The following is a 19,519-nucleotide window of genomic DNA, read 5'->3' as shown; positions in this document are numbered from 1 at the left end:
AGTTAGAGCGCGGTCTAACTGTGGGAGCGGTGCTTGCCCGCGATAAGGCCGGACGCGGTTCACTTTAGATCGCGTCCAGCCTCATCGCGGGCAAGCACCGCTCCCACATTTGGACCGCATTATCAGTTCAATCCCCCAGGATTACTGCTTACTCCTCATACCCCAGATTCGGCGCCAGCCAGCGCTCGGTTACGCTCAGATCCTGACCTTTGCGCGCGGTGTAGCTTTCCACCTGATCCTTGTCGACCTTGCCCACGGCAAAGTACTGCGCCTGCGGGTGGGCGAAGTACCAGCCGCTGACCGCTGCTGCAGGGAACATGGCGTAGTGTTCGGTGAGGAATACGCCGCTTTTGCCCGGCTTGCCGTCCGGCATCGGGTCCAGCAGTTCGAACAAGGTGCCTTTTTCGGTGTGATCCGGGCAGGCGGGATAACCGGGAGCAGGGCGGATGCCCGCGTATTGCTCTTTGATCAGCGCATCGTTGTCCAGTTGCTCGTCCTTGGCATAACCCCAGTGCTCTTTACGCACTTGTTGGTGCAGCCACTCGGCACAGGCTTCGGCGAGGCGATCGGCAAGGGCTTTGACCATGATTGCGTTGTAGTCATCGCCTGCATCCTGATAAGCCTTGGACACTTCTTCAGCGCCAATACCCGCGGTGGTGATGAAGCCGCCCACGTAGTCAGTGATCCCGCTGTCTTTAGGCGCAACGAAGTCGGCCAGCGAGAAGTTCGGCTTGCCGTCGGTCTTGATGATCTGTTGGCGCAGGTGATGCAGTTTCGCCAAGGGCTGGCCGTCGTCGCCGTAGACTTCCAGATCGTCGTCATTCACCTGATTGGCCGGCCAGAAGCCGAATACCGCGCGGGCGCTGATCAATTTTTCGTCGATCAGCTTACGCAGCATTTGCTGGGCATCGGCGAACAATGACGTGGCTGCTTCACCGACCACTTCATCAGTGAGGATGCGTGGGTATTTGCCTGCCAGATCCCAAGAGATGAAGAATGGCGTCCAGTCGATGTATTCGGCCAATACGTCCAGATCGATATTTTCCAGCACCTTGGCACCGGTAAACGTCGGCTTCACCGGATTGTAGGCCGCCCAGTCAAATTGCGGCTTCTTGGCGACGGCAGCGCCATAGCTCAGGCGCTCGGTGCGAGCGCTTCGAGCCGAAGTGCGCTCACGCACTTCGATGTATTCGAGGCGGGTCTTCTCGATGAAGGCCGGTTTCAGCTCCTTGGACAGCAGTTGCGTCGCCACGCCAACAGCACGAGAGGCGTCCGTCACGTAGATCACGGCATCGTTGCTGTACTTGGGTTCGATCTTCACCGCCGTGTGGGCTTTGGAGGTGGTCGCACCGCCGATCATCAGGGGCAGGTGGAAGTCCTGACGCTGCATTTCCCGGGCAACATGGACCATTTCATCCAGCGACGGAGTAATCAGGCCAGACAGGCCGATGATGTCGCACTTCTGTTCCCTGGCAACTTGCAGGATCTTCTCAGCGGGGACCATCACGCCCAGGTCGACGATGTCGTAGCCGTTACAGCCCAGTACCACGCCCACGATGTTCTTGCCGATGTCGTGTACGTCGCCCTTGACCGTAGCCATGAGGATCTTGCCTTTGGCTTCCGGCTTGTCGCCTTTCTCCAGCTCGATGAACGGGATCAAGTGAGCTACTGCCTGCTTCATCACACGGGCGGACTTGACCACCTGCGGGAGGAACATTTTCCCCGAGCCGAACAAGTCACCGACGATGTTCATGCCGGACATCAACGGGCCTTCGATCACTTCGATCGGGCGAGCAAAGGACTGACGGGACTCTTCGGTGTCTTCAACGATGTGGGTCGTGATGCCTTTGACCAGCGCATGTTCCAGACGCTTGTTCACCGGCCAGCCGCGCCACTCTTCGGTTTCCGCTTCCTTGACGCTGCCATCGCCCTTGAACTTGTCGGCAATGGCCAGCAGGGCGTCGGTACCATCGGCGTTGCGGTTGAGTACGACGTCTTCGACACAGTCGCGCAACTCGGCCGGGATCTGGTCGTAGATTTCCAGCTGCCCGGCGTTGACGATGCCCATGCTCAAGCCGTTGCGGATCGCATGCAGCAAGAACACCGAGTGAATCGCTTCGCGCACCGGGTTGTTGCCCCGGAAAGAGAACGACACGTTGGACACGCCGCCCGACGTCAGTGCATAGGGGAGTTCATCGCGGATGTAGGCACAGGCATTGATGAAATCGACTGCATAGTTGTTGTGCTCTTCGATACCGGTGGCGATGGCGAAGATGTTCGGGTCGAAGATGATGTCTTCCGGCGGAAAGCCGACTTCATTAACCAGAATGTCGTAGGAGCGTTTGCAGATTTCTTTCTTGCGCGCTTCGGTATCGGCCTGACCGGCTTCATCGAACGCCATGACCACAACCGCAGCACCGTAGCGCTTGCACAGCCTGGCGTGGTGAATGAACTGCTCGACGCCTTCCTTCATGCTGATGGAGTTGACGATGCCTTTGCCCTGGATGCACTTGAGGCCGGCTTCGATCACTTCCCACTTGGAGGAGTCGATCATGATCGGCACCCGGGAGATGTCCGGTTCACCGGCGATCAGATTAAGGAAGGTCACCATGGCCTTCTTCGAATCCAGCATGCCTTCGTCCATGTTGATGTCGATCACCTGAGCGCCGGCTTCGACCTGCTGCAGGGCGACTTCCAGGGCTTCGGTGTAGTTATCTTCACGGATCAGGCGAGCAAAACGGGCGGAACCGGTGATGTTGGTCCGCTCGCCGACGTTGACGAACAACGAGTTGCGATCAATGGTGAACGGCTCAAGACCGGACAGACGACAGGCTTTCGGGATGTCCGGAATCTGTCGCGGCGCATAACCGGCGACGGCTTCGGCGATGGCCTTGATGTGGCCCGGCGTGGTACCGCAGCAACCGCCGACGATGTTCAGGAAGCCGCTTTGGGCGAATTCCTCAATGATTTTTGCCGTCTGGCTCGGTAGTTCGTCGTACTCGCCGAATTCGTTGGGCAGGCCCGCGTTAGGGTGCGCAGAAACGTAGGTGCTGGCCTTGTTCGACAGCTCTTGCAGATAAGGTCGCAGATCACTGGCGCCCAGCGCGCAGTTCAAGCCCACCGAGATCGGTTTTGCATGGGCTACCGAGTTCCAGAACGCTTCAGTGGTCTGCCCGGACAGGGTACGGCCGGAGGCGTCGGTGATGGTCCCGGAAATCATGATCGGCAATTCGAAGCCGATCTCTTCGAAGACACCTTGTACGGCAAAGATCGCGGCCTTGGCGTTCAGGGTATCGAAAATGGTTTCGATCAGGATCAGGTCTGCGCCACCTTCGATCAGGCCGCGTGTCGCCTCTGTGTAGTTTTCCACCAGCTCATCGAAGGTGACGTTGCGATAGCCAGGATTGTTGACGTCCGGGGACAGCGAACAGGTCCGGCTGGTCGGGCCGAGAACACCCGCTACGAAGCGCGGCTTGTCCGGAGTCTCCAGAGTCTTGGCATCGGCGACTTTACGCGCCAGTCGTGCACCTTCGACGTTCAGCTCGTAAACGATCTCTTCCATGCCGTAGTCGGCCTGGGACACCTGGGTGGCGTTGAAGGTGTTGGTCTCGAGAATATCGGCACCGGCGTCCAGATAAGCCTTTTCGATAGCGCCGATCACGTCCGGGCGGGTGAGCACCAGCAGGTCGTTGTTGCCCTTGACGTCGCTGGGCCAGTCAGCAAAGCGCTTGCCGCGATAGTCTTCTTCCTCAAGGCGATAGCTCTGGATCATGGTGCCCATGCCGCCGTCGAGGATCAGGATCCTCTGCTGAAGAGCTTGCTGGAGAGCATGAAGACGGGCGCTGCGATCAGACATAGGGCTACCTGGAAAAGATCGATACAGAAAGGTCGAAATGATAGCAAACCCGAACGGTTTTGGTGTTGATAAGACTTTGGTATGAATATCGCTCATGTTGGCCTGCGATATCCTCGGTAGAATTGCTGCGTTTTTTCATCTTTTAAGACCCTTTGGACGCCGGATATGCCGTATCGCTTGGCTGTAAGCATCACAGTGTTGTTGATGTGCGGCATATTTCAGGTCCAGGCGGGCGACAAGCCTATGCAGCCGAACATTTCCTATGTTCGGGACATCCAGCCGATCCTTACCGAGAAGTGCGTTGCATGCCATGCCTGCAACGATGCGCCATGCCAGTTGAACCTGGGCGCCGGGGAGGGGGTCGCTCGGGGTGCCAGCAAGATTCCGGTTTATGAGGGCGATCGCAGCGTTGCCCAGGCTCCCACCCGCCTGTTCATTGATGCCAAAGGGCCGAAAGCCTGGGAGAGCAAGGGTTTCTACTCGGTGCTTGACGCTCAGGGCAGCCAGGCTGCGCTGATGAGCAGAATGCTTGATCTAGGGCGCAACGCGCCACTTGAACCGAACGCGAAAGTCCCGCCTGAAATCGTACTGGGCCTGAATCGTGAAAATCTCTGCGCTCAGCCGGGGGAGTTCAATGTTTACGCCCGGGCGCACCCCAAGGAAGGTATGCCGCTGGCCGTCGCCGGGTTGACCGACGCTGAGTACGAGACCCTGCAACGCTGGTTCGCAGCGGGCGCTCCGGTGGATGACCAGGCGCAAAGCCCCTCAATCAGTGAAATGGCGCAGATTGCCGAGTGGGAAGCCTTGCTCAATCAACCCGGCTCCACTCAGGCGCTGGTGGGCCGGTGGCTGTACGAGCACCTGTTCCTCGCGCACATCTATTTTGCAGGCGGTGAGCCGGGGCATTTCTTTCAATGGGTTCGTTCTCGGACGCCAAGTGGTCAGCCCATCGATGTGATTGCCACCCGCAGGCCGGACGATGATCCGGGCAGTGACTTCTATTACCGTCTTGAGCAAGTCAAAGGTGTGATCGTCCACAAGACGCACATTACCTATGCGCTGGGCCCGCAGAAGATGGCGCGGGTCAAACAGCTGTTCTATGGCAACGACTGGCGTGTGGATTCGCTGCCGGGCTATGGCCCCGGCCGTCGTGCCAATCCGTTTGAAACCTTTGAAGCGATTCCTGCCGCCGCGCGCTATCAGTTCATGCTGGATAACGCCGAGTACTTTGTCCGTACTTTTATTCGCGGGCCTGTGTGTCGGGGGCAGATCGCAACGGACGTGATTCGCGACCAGTTCTGGGTGACGTTTCAGGATCCGGCCCATGATCGCTATATCGTCGATGCCCGCTATCGGGGGTTGGCGACGCCTCTGCTGGCGATGCCGGGGCAGAACGATGATGTCGGCAGTGTGCTGGGTCTGTGGCACGCCTATCGGGACAAACGCAACGAATACGAAGATCTGCGCCGCGACAGCTACGCGCACATGCCAGCGCCGGGCTGGGCCACGTTGTGGGCGGGTAACGATAACTCGCTGCTGACAGTCTTCCGTCACTTCGACAGTGCTTCGGTCAATAAAGGGCTGATTGGTGAAGTGCCACAGACTTTCTGGCTGTTCGACTACCCGCTGCTGGAGCGCACGTATTATCAACTGGCGGTGAATTTCGACGTTTACGGCAACGTGTCCCATCAGGTGCAGACGCGGCTGTATTTCGACCTGATCCGTAACGGCGCCGAGGTTAACTTTTTGCGGCTGATGCCCGCCGACAAACGCGATGACCTGTTGAGCGATTGGTACCGCAACGGCGGCAAGCTGAAAATGTGGCTGGATTATCAAGACATCGACGATGACACGCCGAGTGGCATACCGCTGGATGAAAAAGATCCGAAGCGCGATTTCGCCCTGAAGCTGATAGAGCGGTCCGGCACGTTGAATGCTGCGCCGGATCCGATCAATCGTTGCTCGGGGGCTTATTGTTCCCGGGCCGGTATCAGTGACAGTTTCGCTCAGGTCGAGCAGTCCTTGAGCCATTTGACGTCCCGACCTGCGGCGGGCTTGAAAGTGATCGATTATCTGCCTGAAGCGACGATGTTGCGAATTGAGGACAGCAACGGCAAACGGATGATGTACAGCATGCTGCGTAACCGGGCGCATACGAACGTGGCGTTTTTATTGGGTGAATCGCATCGCTATGAGCCCGGGCTGGACTCGTTGACGATTTATCCGGGCGTGCTGGCGAGTTATCCGAATTTCATGTTCAACGTACCTGCCAACGAGGTGCCTGAGTTTGTTGAGCGTATGCAGCAGGCGAGGCATAAGAGCGAGTTCGAGAAGATTGTGGAGCGTTGGGGCGTGCGGCGCAGCAACCCGCAGTTCTGGACGTATTTCCATGACCTGACTCGCTATATTCAGGAGACGGAACCTGTTGAGGCGGGGGTGATGGACATGAATCGGTACGAGAATCTGTAGATTTGTGTCGCCCTTGTCGCGGGCAAGCCGCTCCCGCATGAGATTGCATTTCTCCTGTGGAAGATTCTATGTTTGCCCGGAAGCCGACGTGGGACCGGCTTTAGCCGGGAAGGCGGTATTTCTAACGATAGAGCTGTACTGCATGTACGAGCCTCTTCCCGGCTAAAGCCGGTCCTACGTCATCAGTGAATGCTGCACACCATGCTCCACATGGCCCGCAGCCATCTACCGCTGACCGGAAATCTCATTTTTTCATGACCTTTTAGGAACTATCACGGTCCGACCCCGTGAGTGTCCTTGTGCATGCTGATGTATCTGCAGCCCTGGATTGTTGTTCAAAGAGGCAATGAGGTTTGTGATGTTGATTTCTGTTCAAGCCCTGCGGGCACTCGCCGCGTGGGTCGTTGTATGTCATCACTTTATGCAGATTTTCTTCAATTTCCACGCCAGCGGCCCGATTGGCGACTTCTTCGTGACGAAGGGTGCGGTAGGGGTTGATATCTTTTTCGTCATCAGTGGCCTGGTAATCTTCCTCTCTACTCAGAACAGTGAAATGCCAGCAAGGCGCTTCATGCTCAACCGCATCATCCGGATTGTCCCCGCATACTGGTTCTACACCGCAGCCATGGGCCTGTTACTGGTGTTTGCCGCACCGTTGCTGCCGCATCAGGTGATCAACTGGCAGACGTTCATGCTGTCGCTGTTTTTCATCCCCGCGGAAAATCCCGGTGGTTATGGGCTGTACCCCACGCTGAACGTGGGCTGGACGCTTAACTACGAGATGTTCTTCTATCTATTGTTCTCCACAGTCTTCCTGTTCAAGCAGCGCCATCGGCCATTGATCGTGGCTGCAGCGCTGTTTGCGGTGTGTGAGGTCTTGGCGCGTTCCGGGTTGATCAGCCGTTTTTATGGCAACGACATCATTTATGAGTTCTTGCTTGGCATTGGCATCGGCATCATCTATCGCCGGGGCTGGATCAAGGAAGGGTTATGGCTACCGTTGCTGGGTATCGCCACAGGGTTAGTGGTCATTTATCACTTGGGCGCAGATCAGCAGCGATTGCTCAATTGGGGCCTGCCAAGTGCATTGATTGTGCTGTCGTGCATCGCCATGGAGCCGGTATTCCGCGGCAACAGACTGCTTAAAGTGCTGGGCGATTGCTCCTATTCGGTTTATCTGCTCCACGTATTGGTGCTGTACGGTGGCTGGCTTGCTTCGCAGCATTACGACCTCAACCCTTATCTGGTATTTGCCATTTGTGTGCCTGTGATCGCCCTGGGTGCATGGATCAGTTACGAGTGGCTGGAGAAGGGCTTGTACCGTCGCATGAAGGGCTGGCTGGACGACCGCCGGGCCAGAAACACCTCTCAAGCGCTTTCCTGACAAAAATACTAGGACTTTGTGCGAAGCTGGGGATTGGCGTAAACTGCCCGCACGTCTGCGAGGAATTTTCATGACCGCTATTACAATTACCGATGCTGCCCACGATTACCTGGCCGATCTGCTGGAAAAGCAGAACACCCCGGGCATTGGCATCCGCGTGTTTATTACCCAGCCTGGCACCCAGTACGCTGAAACCTGCATTGCCTACTGCAAGCCCGGCGAAGAAAAACCGGAAGACAAGGCCATTGGTCTGAAGAGCTTCACCGCCTGGATCGATGGTTTCAGCGAAAACTTTCTGGACGATGCCGTTGTGGATTACGCCACAGACCGCATGGGCGGCCAGTTGACGATCAAGGCTCCTAACGCAAAAGTACCGATGGTCAATGCCGACAGCCCGATCAACGAGCGCATCAACTATTACCTGCAAACCGAGATCAACCCCGGTTTGGCCAGCCACGGCGGTCAGGTTACGTTGATCGACGTGGTTGAAGAGCAGGAGCAGCACATCGCTGTTCTGCAATTCGGCGGCGGTTGCCAGGGTTGCGGTCAGGCCGATGTAACGCTGAAGGAAGGCATCGAACGCACTTTGCTTGAGCGCATTCCAGAGCTGCACGGCGTACGTGACGTGACTGACCACACGCAGAAAGAAAACGCTTACTACTAAGCTGTTTGCTGCGCAGTATCAAAAGCCCCGACGTGTTCGGGGTTTTTTGTGCCTGATCAGAAGACTTGAGCATCACGCGACTATGGGGGGAATGCTTATCCCCTGTGGGAGATTCTATGTTTGCCCGCAAGCTGATTGATGATGTGGGACCGGCTTTAGCCGGGAAGGCGGTATTTCTGACGATAAGATGTACTTGAATGTACTGACCTCTTCCCGGCTAAAGCCGGTCCCACAGCAGCTCTCACGGGAAATCGCGCTTACTGCGTCATCTCACTTCCTGAACAAATGAGCATGCCCGGCACGGTACAGCGATGACTCGCTGAATGTATCGCTGGACAGCACTCGGCCCACCAGAATCAGCGCCGTGCGGCGGAAACCCTTGTCTTCCACTTTGGCTTCAATATCCGCCAGCGTGCCAACCGCCCAATCCTGATCCGGCCAACTGGCGCGATGAACCACCGCAATCGGGCAATCTGCGCCGTAATGGGGTGTCAGTTCAGCGACGATCTTCGGCAGGTTGTTGACCCCCAGATGGATCGCCATGGTTGCCTTGTGACGGGCCAGGTCGGCCAGGGCTTCGCCTTCGGGCATAGACGTCTTGTCCGCGTAGCGGGTCAGGATTACCGTTTGGGAAATATCCGGCAGCGTCAGCTCGGTCTCCAGCAGTGCAGCGCAGGCTGCGGTAGCCGTAACGCCGGGAATAATCTCGAACGGAATGCCCAACTCACGCAGGTGGCGAATCTGCTCGCCAATAGCGCCATACAGGCCAGGGTCTCCGGAGTGCACCCGCGCGACGTCCTGTCCCTGTTCATGAGCAGATTTCATCAAGGCGATGATCTGCTCCAGGTGCAATTCAGCACTGTTGCTCACTTGAACCGCCTGATGACCTTCCAGAACGGCAGCAGGCACCAGCGAGCCCGCATAGATGATCACCGGGCAACTGCGGATCAATCGTTGCCCCTTGACCGTAATCAGCTCGGGATCGCCGGGGCCTGCGCCGATGAAAAAAACCGTCATGAAGACTCCAGATGTGAAGGGGCAAAAATGGCGATTATCAGCGAATTGGCCGGGCAATGGCCAAAGCAAAAGTGGCTTGCGAGGATTTTTGGCGGGGTATCAGCAGCTCGGCCGAACCGGATTGGCTCGCCAGCGCCAGAGCTGAGCTTTCTGCGATGCCGAAACACCCCGTGTGCTCGAAGGCGATCTGTGAGCGATGGCTGAGCTGCGACTCGTAAGTAGCCAGCTGTTCCGCGTTGAAGAAACTCAACGGCAAATCACGCTGAATCGCCAGTTCCAGCAGCCCGGGCTCCTGGCTTTTCAGATCGATGGAGGCGAGGGCGCTGATGTCTTGCAAGCGCAGATCATGCGCTTCAAGGCTGTGCTCAATAAGCTCCAGCAGCGCCGCTGCGGAGCAACCGCGTTGGCAACCCAAGCCTGCCACCAGTATCGGCTGCTTGTTATCAAACAAAATATAACTCACTGAATTTAAATGCTTTTCTGTAGGAGCTCATGAGCATTGCGAGGCAGCGATGAGGGTGTATCAGGCAGGACGCCATCGCTGCCTCGCGGTGCTCGTGAACTCCTACAGGTCCAATGTTTGCTGCGAGACAGCTTATGTCAAATTTGCTCAAGATCAGGCTGGGTCGAGATCAGGGTTGTTACGACGGAACAGCCACGTGCTGATCAGGCCCATGGCGATCCAGAACACCGCGTTGGTCAGCAGTGAAGCGATCACGAATTGCGACTCCAGCGCTTCAGGTGCCAGGCTTTCGTGGATTTCAGGCTGCGGTGCGCCAATCACATGAGGCACTACCAGAATCGCCACGCCCAAGGCTTTCAATAGCCAGTTCCGGGCAAAGACGATCAGCGCGAGAGCGACAGCCGTCGAGGCTGCGGTGCCGATCCACCAGATCTGTCGCTGATTGAGGTCCGCAGCAGCGGTGCCCGGTAGTTCGGGCGGCAGGCCCAGGGTTGGCGCCAGGGTAAACACGGCAAAACCGGCCAGCCCCCAGAACAGGCCTTGGGAGGTTCTGCCCGGCGCTCGCAAGGTGTACAGCGCCGCCAGCATCAGCGCGAAACCCACTGCCACCACCAGATTACCGCCGGTGGTGGACACAATGCGCTGCCAGCCGTCTTGCGGCGACCAGGCTTCGACGTCATGCACATGGCCCGCCTGTGCAGTCTCGCCGTGAGCGTGTTCATGGACCTGCTCGGCAGGCGCGTTTTCGTAGGTTTCGGCTTGCAGGATCAACGGCGTGATCCAGAAGCTTTGCAGCAGGGTCAACAGCAGGGCGGCGAGCAGGCCGGTGAACCCGGCCGTTTGAGCGATTCGCTTGAACATGGCGTCAGGTCTCAATGGCAAGGAAAGGCGGCGCTGTGGCGAGTGTCATGGGCGGCGTTGTGGACCGCTTCGATGTGCGAGAAACCGGCGAAGTACACCAGACAGGCGCCGAGAATCGCTGCGCCGATGGCGGCGGTCAGGCGTTGGGTCTGGGTGGTTGCGGTACTGGCGGAGTGGCTGGTTGTAATGATCGACATGGCGCTTCCCTCTTGATGTCGGCAAGCAGGCATGCGCAGCACTGTCCGCTGACGAGTGTCAGGGGAGTGCAACTGCGCCCGCCCACCGCGGGTTCGTTATTTGTTTCATGTCGGGCCGGTCTCCGGGCTTGCGAGGGGTTGAGCGCACCATGGCGTCAACCTGCAAGAATCGCCTTCCCATGCCGTGATGCGCACAGTGGATCTGATTCTTCGCTCGCTTACCGTTGCGGGGGCAGCGCCGGACTTGTGCAGGCCAGAGGCCTGAACTCACCGGTTTCCCGTTTCACCCCGTGAGGGGCACCCGTAACAAGGCGTGTAGGAGAGCATGCGTCTGCATGGAACGTCAATCAGTCGATTGACCTGCCCGCAGTCACTGCGTAGCCTTGCGGGTTCGAGGTTCTCCAGCCGATCTGCGGGTCGGACGATATGGAGCTAAGACGGGAACGCGGTCAATGCCGCGGCTGCCCCCGCAACTGTAAGCGGTGCTGATTTATCGCACGGTCATTGCATTCTCTGCACAGCCACTGCCCGTCAAGGGCGGGAAGGCGCAATGACTGCCCCGGAGGTTTTCAGGGGCGCCGCAAGCCAGGAGACCTGCCTCGATTCGGGCCTTGAGCCCGACGAATTCTCACTACAACCGGGCGGGGTGATCCGGTGGCGAATCGCATCTCTGTGGCTACACGCCTGTGGCCACACAGGGTTTTCGTCCTGCTTGCCCGCCGTATTGCCAAAGGGCATCCGATGAAAACACTGGCCAAACTTCCCGTCACCATCGTTACCGGCTTCCTCGGTTCGGGCAAAACCACCTTGCTGCGCCACATGCTGGATAACGCGGAAGGTCGGCGCATCGCCGTGATCGTCAATGAATTTGGCGAACTGGGCATCGACGGTGAAATCCTCAAGCAATGCACCATTGGCTGCACGGAAGAAGAGGCGGTTGGCCGCGTTTACGAACTGGCCAACGGCTGCCTGTGCTGCACCGTCCAGGAAGAGTTCTTCCCGGTCATGCGCGAACTCGTCGCGCGCCGCGGTGATCTGGATCATATCCTCATCGAAACCTCCGGTCTGGCGCTGCCAAAACCACTGGTGCAAGCCTTTCAGTGGCCAGAAATTCGCAACGCCTGCACCGTCGACGCGGTGATCACTGTCGTCGACAGTCCTGCAGTACTCGCAGGTACGTTTGCTGCATTCCCTGATCAGGTCGATGCACAGCGCAAGCTCGATCCGAATCTGGATCATGAATCACCACTGCATGAATTGTTCGCCGATCAACTGGCCAGCGCCGATCTGGTCATCCTCAACAAGGCCGACATGATCGACGCTGCCGGTCTGGCCGCAGTGCGTGCCGAAGTCTCCGAAGAGCTGCCGCCTGCGGTCAAGGTCATCGAAGCCAGCAGCGGTCGTCTGCCGATCAACGTCCTGCTGGGGCTGGGTGCCGAGTCCGAGCAGCACATCGACGGGCGCAAGACCCATCACGATCACCACGAAGGCGATGATCATGATGACCACGACCATGACGCGTTCGACTCTATTTCCATCAAGCTGCCTCAATCCGAAGAAACACAGCTGCTTGCCGCGCTGACCCAACTGGTCGTTCAGCATGGCATCCTGCGGGTCAAGGGTTTCGCTGCCATCGCTGGCAAGCCGATGCGCTTGCTGATTCAGGGCGTGGGTACGCGTTTCGACAAACACTTCGACCGTGCCTGGAGTGCTGACGAAGAGCGCGCCACTCATCTGGTGCTGATCGGTCAGAAGCTCGATGCTGCTGCACTTGAATCCCAACTGCGCGCTGCGCTTGCGGACTGACCCATGCACCTGTTGAGAACCCAGCCCGGTGGTTTTGTACCGGACGACAGTATTGCCGACCTCGGACAAACCCCCGCCGAGCTGGTGATTCTCTGCAGTGGTGATTCAAGCCTGGCGTTGCTCGCCGAAGCCGCGCAGCAACTGCCGGAAGATTACCCAAGCTTGCGTCTGGCCAACCCGATGCAGGTTCAGAACCACGCTTCGGTCGACCTCTATGTCGATGAAGTGCTGCGCCACGCCAAGGTGATTCTGATTTCCTTGCATGGCGGGATCGGCTACTGGCGCTACGGCGTCGAACGCCTGATGGAGCTGGCAGCACGGGGCGTGCAGGTGATCATGGTGCCAGGCTGTGATCGTCATGATCCCGAGCTGACTGAACGCAGCACTGCGCCCGCCGAGGATTGCCACCGGTTATGGCAGTTTCTGCGTCAGGGCGGCATGCACAACGCGCTGGAGTTTTACCGTTGCCTCGCGACTCGCATGCTGGATCGGGATTATTCGTGGTCCGAGCCAAAAGCCTTGCCGCGAACTGCGGTTTACCATCCGCAGGGCGTCAGCGCTGATCCTGAAATATGGTTCGCTGACTGGGTGGTGGATCAGCCAGTCGTGGCGCTGCTGTTCTACCGCTCGCACTTGCAGGCCGCCAATACCGCGTTCATCGATGTATTTTGCGCTCGTTTGCAGGCGCAAGGCTTGAACCCGTTGCCCATCGCCGTCGCCAGCCTGAAGGAAGCGGGCTGCATGACGGTGGTCGAGGACTGGCTGGACGAGGTCGGCGTTGAGCTGATCCTCAACACCACCGGTTTTGCTCAGTCCAGCCCGGAAACGCCGCATTTGCGGCCATTCCGGCGTAACGTCCCGGTGATTCAGGCGATTTGCGCTCAGGATAACGAACCTGGCTGGCGGGCCAGCGAGCAAGGTCTGGGTGCCCGGGATCTGGCCATGCACATCGCGTTGCCCGAACTGGACGGGCGAATCATCAGTCGGCCGGTCAGCTTCAAGGATCTGGCCTGGCACAGTGAGCGCAGTCAGTCAGATGTGGTCTGCTATCGCCCGCAACCTGAGCGCATGGATTTTGTTGCCGAACTGGCGCGTCGCTGGATATTGCTCGGGCGTTTGCCGAATGCTGACAAGCGCGTTGCGTTGATTCTCGCCAATTACCCCACGCGCGACGGTCGAATCGGCAACGGTGTCGGCCTCGATACGCCAGCGGCGGCGCTGAACATCCTGCGAGCCATGCAGGGCGAGGGTTATCCGGTTGCCGAATTGCCGGAAACGGGTACTGACTTGATCCACCAGTTGCTTGGCGGCGTGACCAATGATCTGGACAGCATCGACCTTCGTCCCTGCCACCAAAGCATGGCGCTCGACGAGTACACCGCTGCGTTTGAGCAACTGCCTCTGGCCAACCGTGAAGCGGTGATTGCACGCTGGGGCACGCCGGATAAAGACCCGATGTTCCGCAGTGGACGGATGATGATTGCCGGGATCAGGTTTGGCCTGACCTTCGTTGGCATTCAGCCGGCACGGGGTTATCAGGTGGACGCCAGCGCGGTTTATCACGACCCGGATCTTGTCCCGCCCCATGGTTATCTGGCCTTCTATTTCTGGTTGCGCAAAGCCTATGGTGCCCATGCGGTGGTGCATGTGGGCAAACACGGCAATCTGGAATGGCTGCCAGGCAAGGGCGTCGGGCTGTCGGAGACCTGCTGGCCGGATGCGATTCTCGGCGCGATGCCAAACGTTTACCCATTCATCGTCAACGATCCGGGCGAGGGCGCCCAGGCCAAGCGTCGTACTCAGGCCGTGATCATCGATCACCTGATGCCGCCGCTGACCCGCGCCGAAACCTACGGGCCATTACGCAATCTTGAGCTGCTGGCGGACGAGTATTACGAAGCACAACTGCTCGATCCGCGTCGCGCCCTTGAGCTGCAACGCGACATCCTCCAGCTGGTTCGCGAGACCCATATTGATCGGGAGCTGGCCCTCGGTGACTCGTTAAAGGATGACGATGCGGCGGTCTGGTTGCCACGCCTGGACACCTACCTGTGTGATCTGAAGGAATCGCAGATTCGTGACGGTCTGCATATCTTTGGTGAGTCTCCCGTCGGCCGTCTGCGCATCGATACTTTGCTGGCATTGTTGCGCATCCCGCGGGGTGACGGTCGCGGTGCGCAGTCGAGTCTGCTGCGTGCATTGAGCAAAGCCTTCGAGCTGGGTTTTGATCCACTGGATTGCGAACTTGCTGAACCCTGGCTGGCCGCAAGGCCTGAAGCACTACTCGCCGTCAACACTGACCCATGGCGCACGGCGGGTGATACCCGTGAGCGTCTGGAGCTATACGCCGCGTGGATGATTGAACAGGTTATCAGTAAAGACGACTTTACTATTCCTTTAGAAAACAATGATCTACTGGATATTGTTAATAATTTGAAAGAAGTTGTGGCGCCGCGCCTTGATGCTTGTGGTCCGGGAGAAATCCAGGGCTTACTGGACGCCCTAGGCGGGCGTTTTGTTCCGGCGGGCCCTAGCGGCGCGCCCAGTCGGGGCCGTATAGACGTGCTGCCCACCGGGCGAAACTTTTTCTCGGTCGATGTGCGAAATCTGCCTACTACCACGGCGTGGCGCATTGGCTTCCAGTCGGCAAACCTGCTGCTGGAGAGGCACTTACAGGACAATGGTGATCATCTGCGTCAACTGGGTTTGTCGGTGTGGGGCACCGCAACCATGCGCACCGGCGGCGACGACATTGCCCAGGCCATGGCGCTGATGGGCGTCAGGCCGGTCTGGGCGACCGGCAGTCAGCGTGTCGATGACTTCGAGATTCTGCCATTGAGCTTGCTGGACCGACCGCGGGTTGACGTGACGCTGCGCGTCTCCGGGTTCTTCCGCGATGCTTTTGCCAATCTGATCCGGCTGTTCGACGCTGCGGTACAGGCCGTGGCGGCACTGGATGAGCCGGACGATATGAATCCATTGGCCGCCAAGGTTCGCGAAGAGCGTGCTGCCTTGTTGAGCAGTGGCGTTACCGATGATGAGGCTGCGCGTCAGGCTGGCTGGCGCATCTTTGGTGCCAAGCCTGGTGCCTACGGTGCGGGTGTGCAAGGCGCGATTGACGGTCGCCTCTGGCAGAGCCGGGATGATCTGGCCGAGGTCTATCTGAACTGGGGCGGGTACGCCTATGGTGCCGCCGATGAGGGCACGCCAGCCCGGGAGCGCTTTGCAAAACGCTTGTCGCAAGTTCAGGCGGTGGTGCAGAACCAGGACAACCGCGAGCACGACCTGCTCGACTCGAACGACTACTACCAGTTTCAAGGTGGCATGCTTGCAGCCGCCGAGAGCCTCAGCGGCCAGAAGACTGCCAGCTACCATGGCGATCATAGCCAGCCAGACTTGCCGAAGATCCGGACGCTGAAGGAAGAGCTGAACCGGGTCATCCGCTCTCGTGCGGCTAATCCGAAATGGATCGACGGCGTCAAACGGCATGGTTACAAAGGTGCCTTCGAGATGGCAGCCACCGTAGACTTCCTGTTCGCATTCGACGCCACCACCGAGCTCATCGACGATCACCAATACGCACTGTTGGCCGATGCCTATTTGCTGGACGCGTCGACCCGGGAATTTATTCAGCAGCACAACCCTGACGCCTTGCGAGACATGACCGAACGCATGCTTGAAGCGCAACAGCGCGGGTTGTGGCAGGAACCGGGCAATTACCGTGACGCGCTGGAAAGCCTGTTGCTGGACATAGAAGAGAGCTGATGACGTTGCCTGACACGATTCTGAGCGACACCCCGCATTTCCCGCTGGCTGCAGTGGTGGGTGCCGACGAACTGAAACTGGCGCTGTGCCTGACCGCCATTGACCCGAAAATCGGCGGTGTGCTGATCGAGGGGCCGCGGGGCATGGCGAAATCGACGCTGGCACGTGGTCTGGCCGATTTGCTGGCAAGCGGTCAATTCGTCACCTTGCCCCTCGGCGCCACTGAAGAGCGATTGGTGGGCACGCTGGACCTGGATGCTGCGTTGGGCGCAGGCCGGGCCGAGTTTTCACCTGGCGTGCTGGCCAAGGCCGATGGCGGCGTGCTGTATGTCGATGAAGTGAATCTGTTGGCGGATCATCTGGTTGACCTGTTGCTGGACGTTGCCGCCAGCGGCGTGAATCTGGTGGAGCGTGACGGCATTTCCCATCGTCATCCGGCACGGTTCGTACTGATTGGCACCATGAACCCTGAAGAGGGTGAACTGCGGCCACAGTTACTGGATCGCTTCGGTTTGAACGTGGCGTTGAGCGGGCAAACCTTGCCGACCGAGCGCGGGCAAATCATTCGCCGTCGTCTGGACTTCGACAGCGATCCGCAGGCCTTTTGCGCCCTGTGGAGTGATCAGCAGCAGGCGTTGAAACTCCGCTGCGAGCAGGCGCGCAGTATTCTGGGCAACATCGCGCTGGATGATCAGTCGCTCACGGTCATCACCGAACGCTGTTTTGCTGCGGTTGTTGATGGCATGCGCGCTGATCTGGTCTGGCTGAGGGCTGCCCGTGCTCACGCGGCCTGGCGCGGCGTCTCGGCGATTGAAGAGCAGGATATAGACGCCGTGGCAGAGTTTGCCTTGCGTCACCGGCGTCGTCACTCTCCTCAAGATCAGCCGCCACCCCGGGACCAGCAGCCACCGCAGCAACCTGAGTCGCAGCAAAACCCGTCTACGCCCACGCCACAGTCCGCGCCGGATCAAGGGCAGGGCAGTTGGGGTGAGTTGCCCGCGCAGTCCATGCCGACAGGCGTCCGCCGTGAAGTGCCGAGCTGGCCAAAAAAGCCTTAGGCATCCGTCCTCGCGCAGTTCCGGGGGCGGATGCCAAGCCTCGGCGCGGTAAAGCGCCCGGTGGTCGTACTGGCGCGTTGCGCAGCGGCGCCGACGGAGCGATTGCCTGGTTGCCGACGCTGTTACGCGGACGGCCCAAGGTCCGCGCCGACCTGATCCGACAACCACGAAGCCAGCACCCCGGTGAGTTATGGCTGGTGATAGTCGACGCGTCGGCCTCGACCAGGCGCCATCAGGCCTTGAGCCGGGCCAAAGGACTGTTGGCTCAAGTGTTCGACGACGCTTACCGTCGCCGTGTGCGTCTGGCGCTGCTGACGGCTAACGGCAGCACGCCGCGCTGGCAACATCAGGGGCTAAAAGCATCCCGTGCATTGCAGCCCTGGCTTGATGAACTGGGTGCTGGTGGCGGCACGCCGTTGATCGACGCGTTTTATCAGGCACACCAATGGCTGGATGCGCGCAAGAAGCAGCATCCTGCTGAAAAACAGCATCTTCTGGTCATGACCGACGGGCGGATAAAGGATTCAGGCGCGCTGCCAGCCTTCAATTGTCCGGGCCTGCTGATCGATATCGAAAGCGGGCCGATCCGCCTGGGAAGGGCGCAACAGATGGCGCAGAGCCTGGGGATTGAGTATCAGCACATTGATGAGCTGAAGACTCGTTAGGCCTGTAGGACTATCGAACAGCTGCGATACGAGTACTGAACTGGAATGCAATCCCGGTAGGAGCGAACTTGTTCGCGAGGCGCCAGCTCTGAATCACTGCTTCAAACCTTCTCGCCAACAAGTTGCCTCCTACCTGATTTGCGCTTTAAGCAAGAAAAACGTCACCGGCCCCAGCCAGCGGGCCATTCTTCATCGAACTGGAATGCAATCCCGGTAGGAGCGAACTTGTTCGCGAGGCGCCAGCTCTGAACCACCGCGTCAACCCTTCTCGCCAACAAGTTGCCTCCTACCTGATTTGCGCTTTACGCAAGAAAACGTCACCGGCCCCGGCCGGCTGGCCATTCTTCATCGAACTGAAATGCCATCCGGTAGGAGCGAACTTGTGCGCGAGGCGCCAGCTCTGAATCACTGCTTCAAACCTTCTCGCCAACAAGTTGCCTCCTACCTGATTTGCGCTTTAAGCAAGAAAAACGTCACCGGCCCCAGCCAGCGGGCCATTCTTCATCGAACTAGAATGCAATCCCGGTAGGAGCGAACTTGTTCGCGAGGCGCCAGCTCTGAACCACCGCGTCAACCTTTCTCGCCAACAAGTTGCCTCCTACCTGATCTGCGCCTTGCGCAAGAAAAACGTCACCGGCCCCAGCCAGCGGGCCATTCTTCATCGAACGGGAATGCAATCCCGGTAGGAGCGAACTTGTTCGCTAGGCGCCAGCTGTGAACCACCGCGTCAACCCTTCTCGCCAACAAGCCTCCTACCTGATCTGCGCCTTGCGCAAGAAAAACGTCACCGGCCCCGGCCAGCTGGCCATTCTTCATCGAACTGGAATGCCATCCCGGTAGGAGCTGCCGAAGGCTGCGAAGCGTTTATGCTGACACTCTGCCATCGCAGCTTACGGCAGCTCCCACAGGGTATTGCGTTACCTTCAGGCAGGCATGGTCCACGGCTCAAGACGGTGGCCTTCGTTGCTGATTTCAGCACGGGCCAGTTCGAGCTCATTGGCCAGGCGCTTGGCATCGGAATAGGTGCTGCGCGCGATCTGGCGGCGACCAATACGATTGCTGGTACGGTCGATGACCGTCAGGCTCAGCTCGCCGTTACCGTCTTGCGGTGCCCAGGCGACGCATTGGAAAGGTTCAAAAGCGTGTCCAGCGATCAGGAGGGCATCGTTGAAGCGCAATGGGGCGTTCATGGTTATTTCCTCAAAGTGCCCATATCAAAATTGCGCGCTGTCGGTCGGGCTTACCGTTCAGCGGGTTACTTGTGTTGATGACCCTTGATGGCTGTCAAGTCACACAGCGTGCCGATTATTTTTC

13 protein-coding genes and 2 riboswitches are annotated in these 19,519 nt (G+C 58.7%); of the genes, 7 read left to right on the top strand and 6 right to left on the bottom strand.

The window, feature by feature from the left end:
- Positions 1–148: 148 nt before the first annotated feature.
- On the bottom strand, positions 149–3,856 hold the full coding sequence (metH, locus tag CKW31_RS07620) for a methionine synthase (protein ID WP_095093758.1): 3,708 nt from the start codon (positions 3,854–3,856) through the stop codon (positions 149–151).
- A 165-nt stretch (positions 3,857–4,021) separates the two neighbouring features.
- Between metH and CKW31_RS07615 the strand changes: the two genes are divergently transcribed.
- The 3 genes from CKW31_RS07615 (at position 4,022) to nfuA (ending at position 8,373) form a co-directional block, all read left to right on the top strand.
- Positions 4,022–6,325 carry a fatty acid cis/trans isomerase gene (locus CKW31_RS07615; protein ID WP_095093757.1) on the top strand — a complete coding sequence of 768 codons (2,304 nt, stop codon included), beginning with the start codon at positions 4,022–4,024 and terminating at the stop codon, positions 6,323–6,325.
- A 358-nt stretch (positions 6,326–6,683) separates the two neighbouring features.
- Positions 6,684–7,709, top strand: a complete 1,026-nt coding sequence (locus CKW31_RS07610) for an acyltransferase (RefSeq protein WP_095093756.1) — start codon at positions 6,684–6,686, stop codon at positions 7,707–7,709.
- Between the two features lie 70 nt (positions 7,710–7,779).
- The gene (nfuA, locus tag CKW31_RS07605; RefSeq protein WP_027902653.1) at positions 7,780–8,373 is read left to right on the top strand and encodes a Fe-S biogenesis protein NfuA; all 594 of its coding nucleotides are present in this window, start codon (positions 7,780–7,782) and stop codon (positions 8,371–8,373) included.
- Between the two features lie 270 nt (positions 8,374–8,643).
- Here nfuA and cobM read toward each other — a convergent pair whose 3' ends face one another.
- The 4 genes from cobM to CKW31_RS07585 form a co-directional block, all read right to left on the bottom strand.
- Positions 8,644–9,390 carry a precorrin-4 C(11)-methyltransferase gene (cobM, locus tag CKW31_RS07600; protein WP_095093755.1) on the bottom strand — a complete coding sequence of 249 codons (747 nt, stop codon included), beginning with the start codon at positions 9,388–9,390 and terminating at the stop codon, positions 8,644–8,646.
- A 37-nt stretch (positions 9,391–9,427) separates the two neighbouring features.
- The gene (locus CKW31_RS07595; RefSeq protein ID WP_095094004.1) at positions 9,428–9,844 is read right to left on the bottom strand and encodes a cobalamin biosynthesis protein; all 417 of its coding nucleotides are present in this window, start codon (positions 9,842–9,844) and stop codon (positions 9,428–9,430) included.
- 162 nt (positions 9,845–10,006) lie between these two features.
- Complete coding sequence (locus CKW31_RS07590; RefSeq protein WP_095093754.1) at positions 10,007–10,714, bottom strand: CbtA family protein; 708 nt, start codon at positions 10,712–10,714, stop codon at positions 10,007–10,009.
- Positions 10,715–10,725: 11 nt separating this feature from the next.
- Complete coding sequence (locus tag CKW31_RS07585) at positions 10,726–10,911, bottom strand: CbtB-domain containing protein (protein WP_095093753.1); 186 nt, start codon at positions 10,909–10,911, stop codon at positions 10,726–10,728.
- A gap of 95 nt (positions 10,912–11,006) precedes the next feature.
- A riboswitch (cobalamin riboswitch) is annotated at positions 11,007–11,231 on the bottom strand.
- A 57-nt stretch (positions 11,232–11,288) separates the two neighbouring features.
- A riboswitch (cobalamin riboswitch) is annotated at positions 11,289–11,528 on the top strand.
- Between the two features lie 124 nt (positions 11,529–11,652).
- Here CKW31_RS07585 and cobW point away from each other — a divergent pair.
- The 4 genes from cobW (at position 11,653) to CKW31_RS07565 (ending at position 18,205) form a co-directional block, all read left to right on the top strand.
- A complete protein-coding gene (gene cobW, locus CKW31_RS07580) occupies positions 11,653–12,717 on the top strand; it encodes a cobalamin biosynthesis protein CobW (RefSeq protein ID WP_095093752.1) in 1,065 nt (354 codons plus the stop codon).
- 3 nt (positions 12,718–12,720) lie between these two features.
- Positions 12,721–16,482, top strand: a complete 3,762-nt coding sequence (gene cobN, locus CKW31_RS07575) for a cobaltochelatase subunit CobN (protein ID WP_095093751.1) — start codon at positions 12,721–12,723, stop codon at positions 16,480–16,482.
- On the top strand, positions 16,482–17,540 hold the full coding sequence (locus tag CKW31_RS07570; RefSeq protein ID WP_095093750.1) for an ATP-binding protein: 1,059 nt from the start codon (positions 16,482–16,484) through the stop codon (positions 17,538–17,540). Before cobN ends, CKW31_RS07570 begins: the two co-directional genes overlap by 1 nt.
- A 77-nt stretch (positions 17,541–17,617) precedes the next feature.
- Positions 17,618–18,205 (top strand): VWA domain-containing protein, encoded by a 588-nt coding sequence (locus CKW31_RS07565; RefSeq protein WP_095093749.1) that lies wholly within the window; start codon positions 17,618–17,620, stop codon positions 18,203–18,205.
- A 923-nt stretch (positions 18,206–19,128) separates the two neighbouring features.
- Here the strand turns inward: CKW31_RS07565 and CKW31_RS07555 are convergent.
- Positions 19,129–19,395, bottom strand: coding sequence for a hypothetical protein (locus CKW31_RS07555; RefSeq protein ID WP_027901210.1), 267 nt, complete (start codon positions 19,393–19,395; stop codon positions 19,129–19,131).
- Positions 19,396–19,519: the final 124 nt, after the last annotated feature.

Source organism: Pseudomonas sp. Irchel 3A5 (genome assembly GCF_900187575.1).
Taxonomy (GTDB): domain Bacteria; phylum Pseudomonadota; class Gammaproteobacteria; order Pseudomonadales; family Pseudomonadaceae; genus Aquipseudomonas; species Aquipseudomonas folii.
The sequence above is the reverse complement of the archived record's forward strand: the minus strand, read 5'-3'. Positions and strand labels throughout refer to the sequence as shown.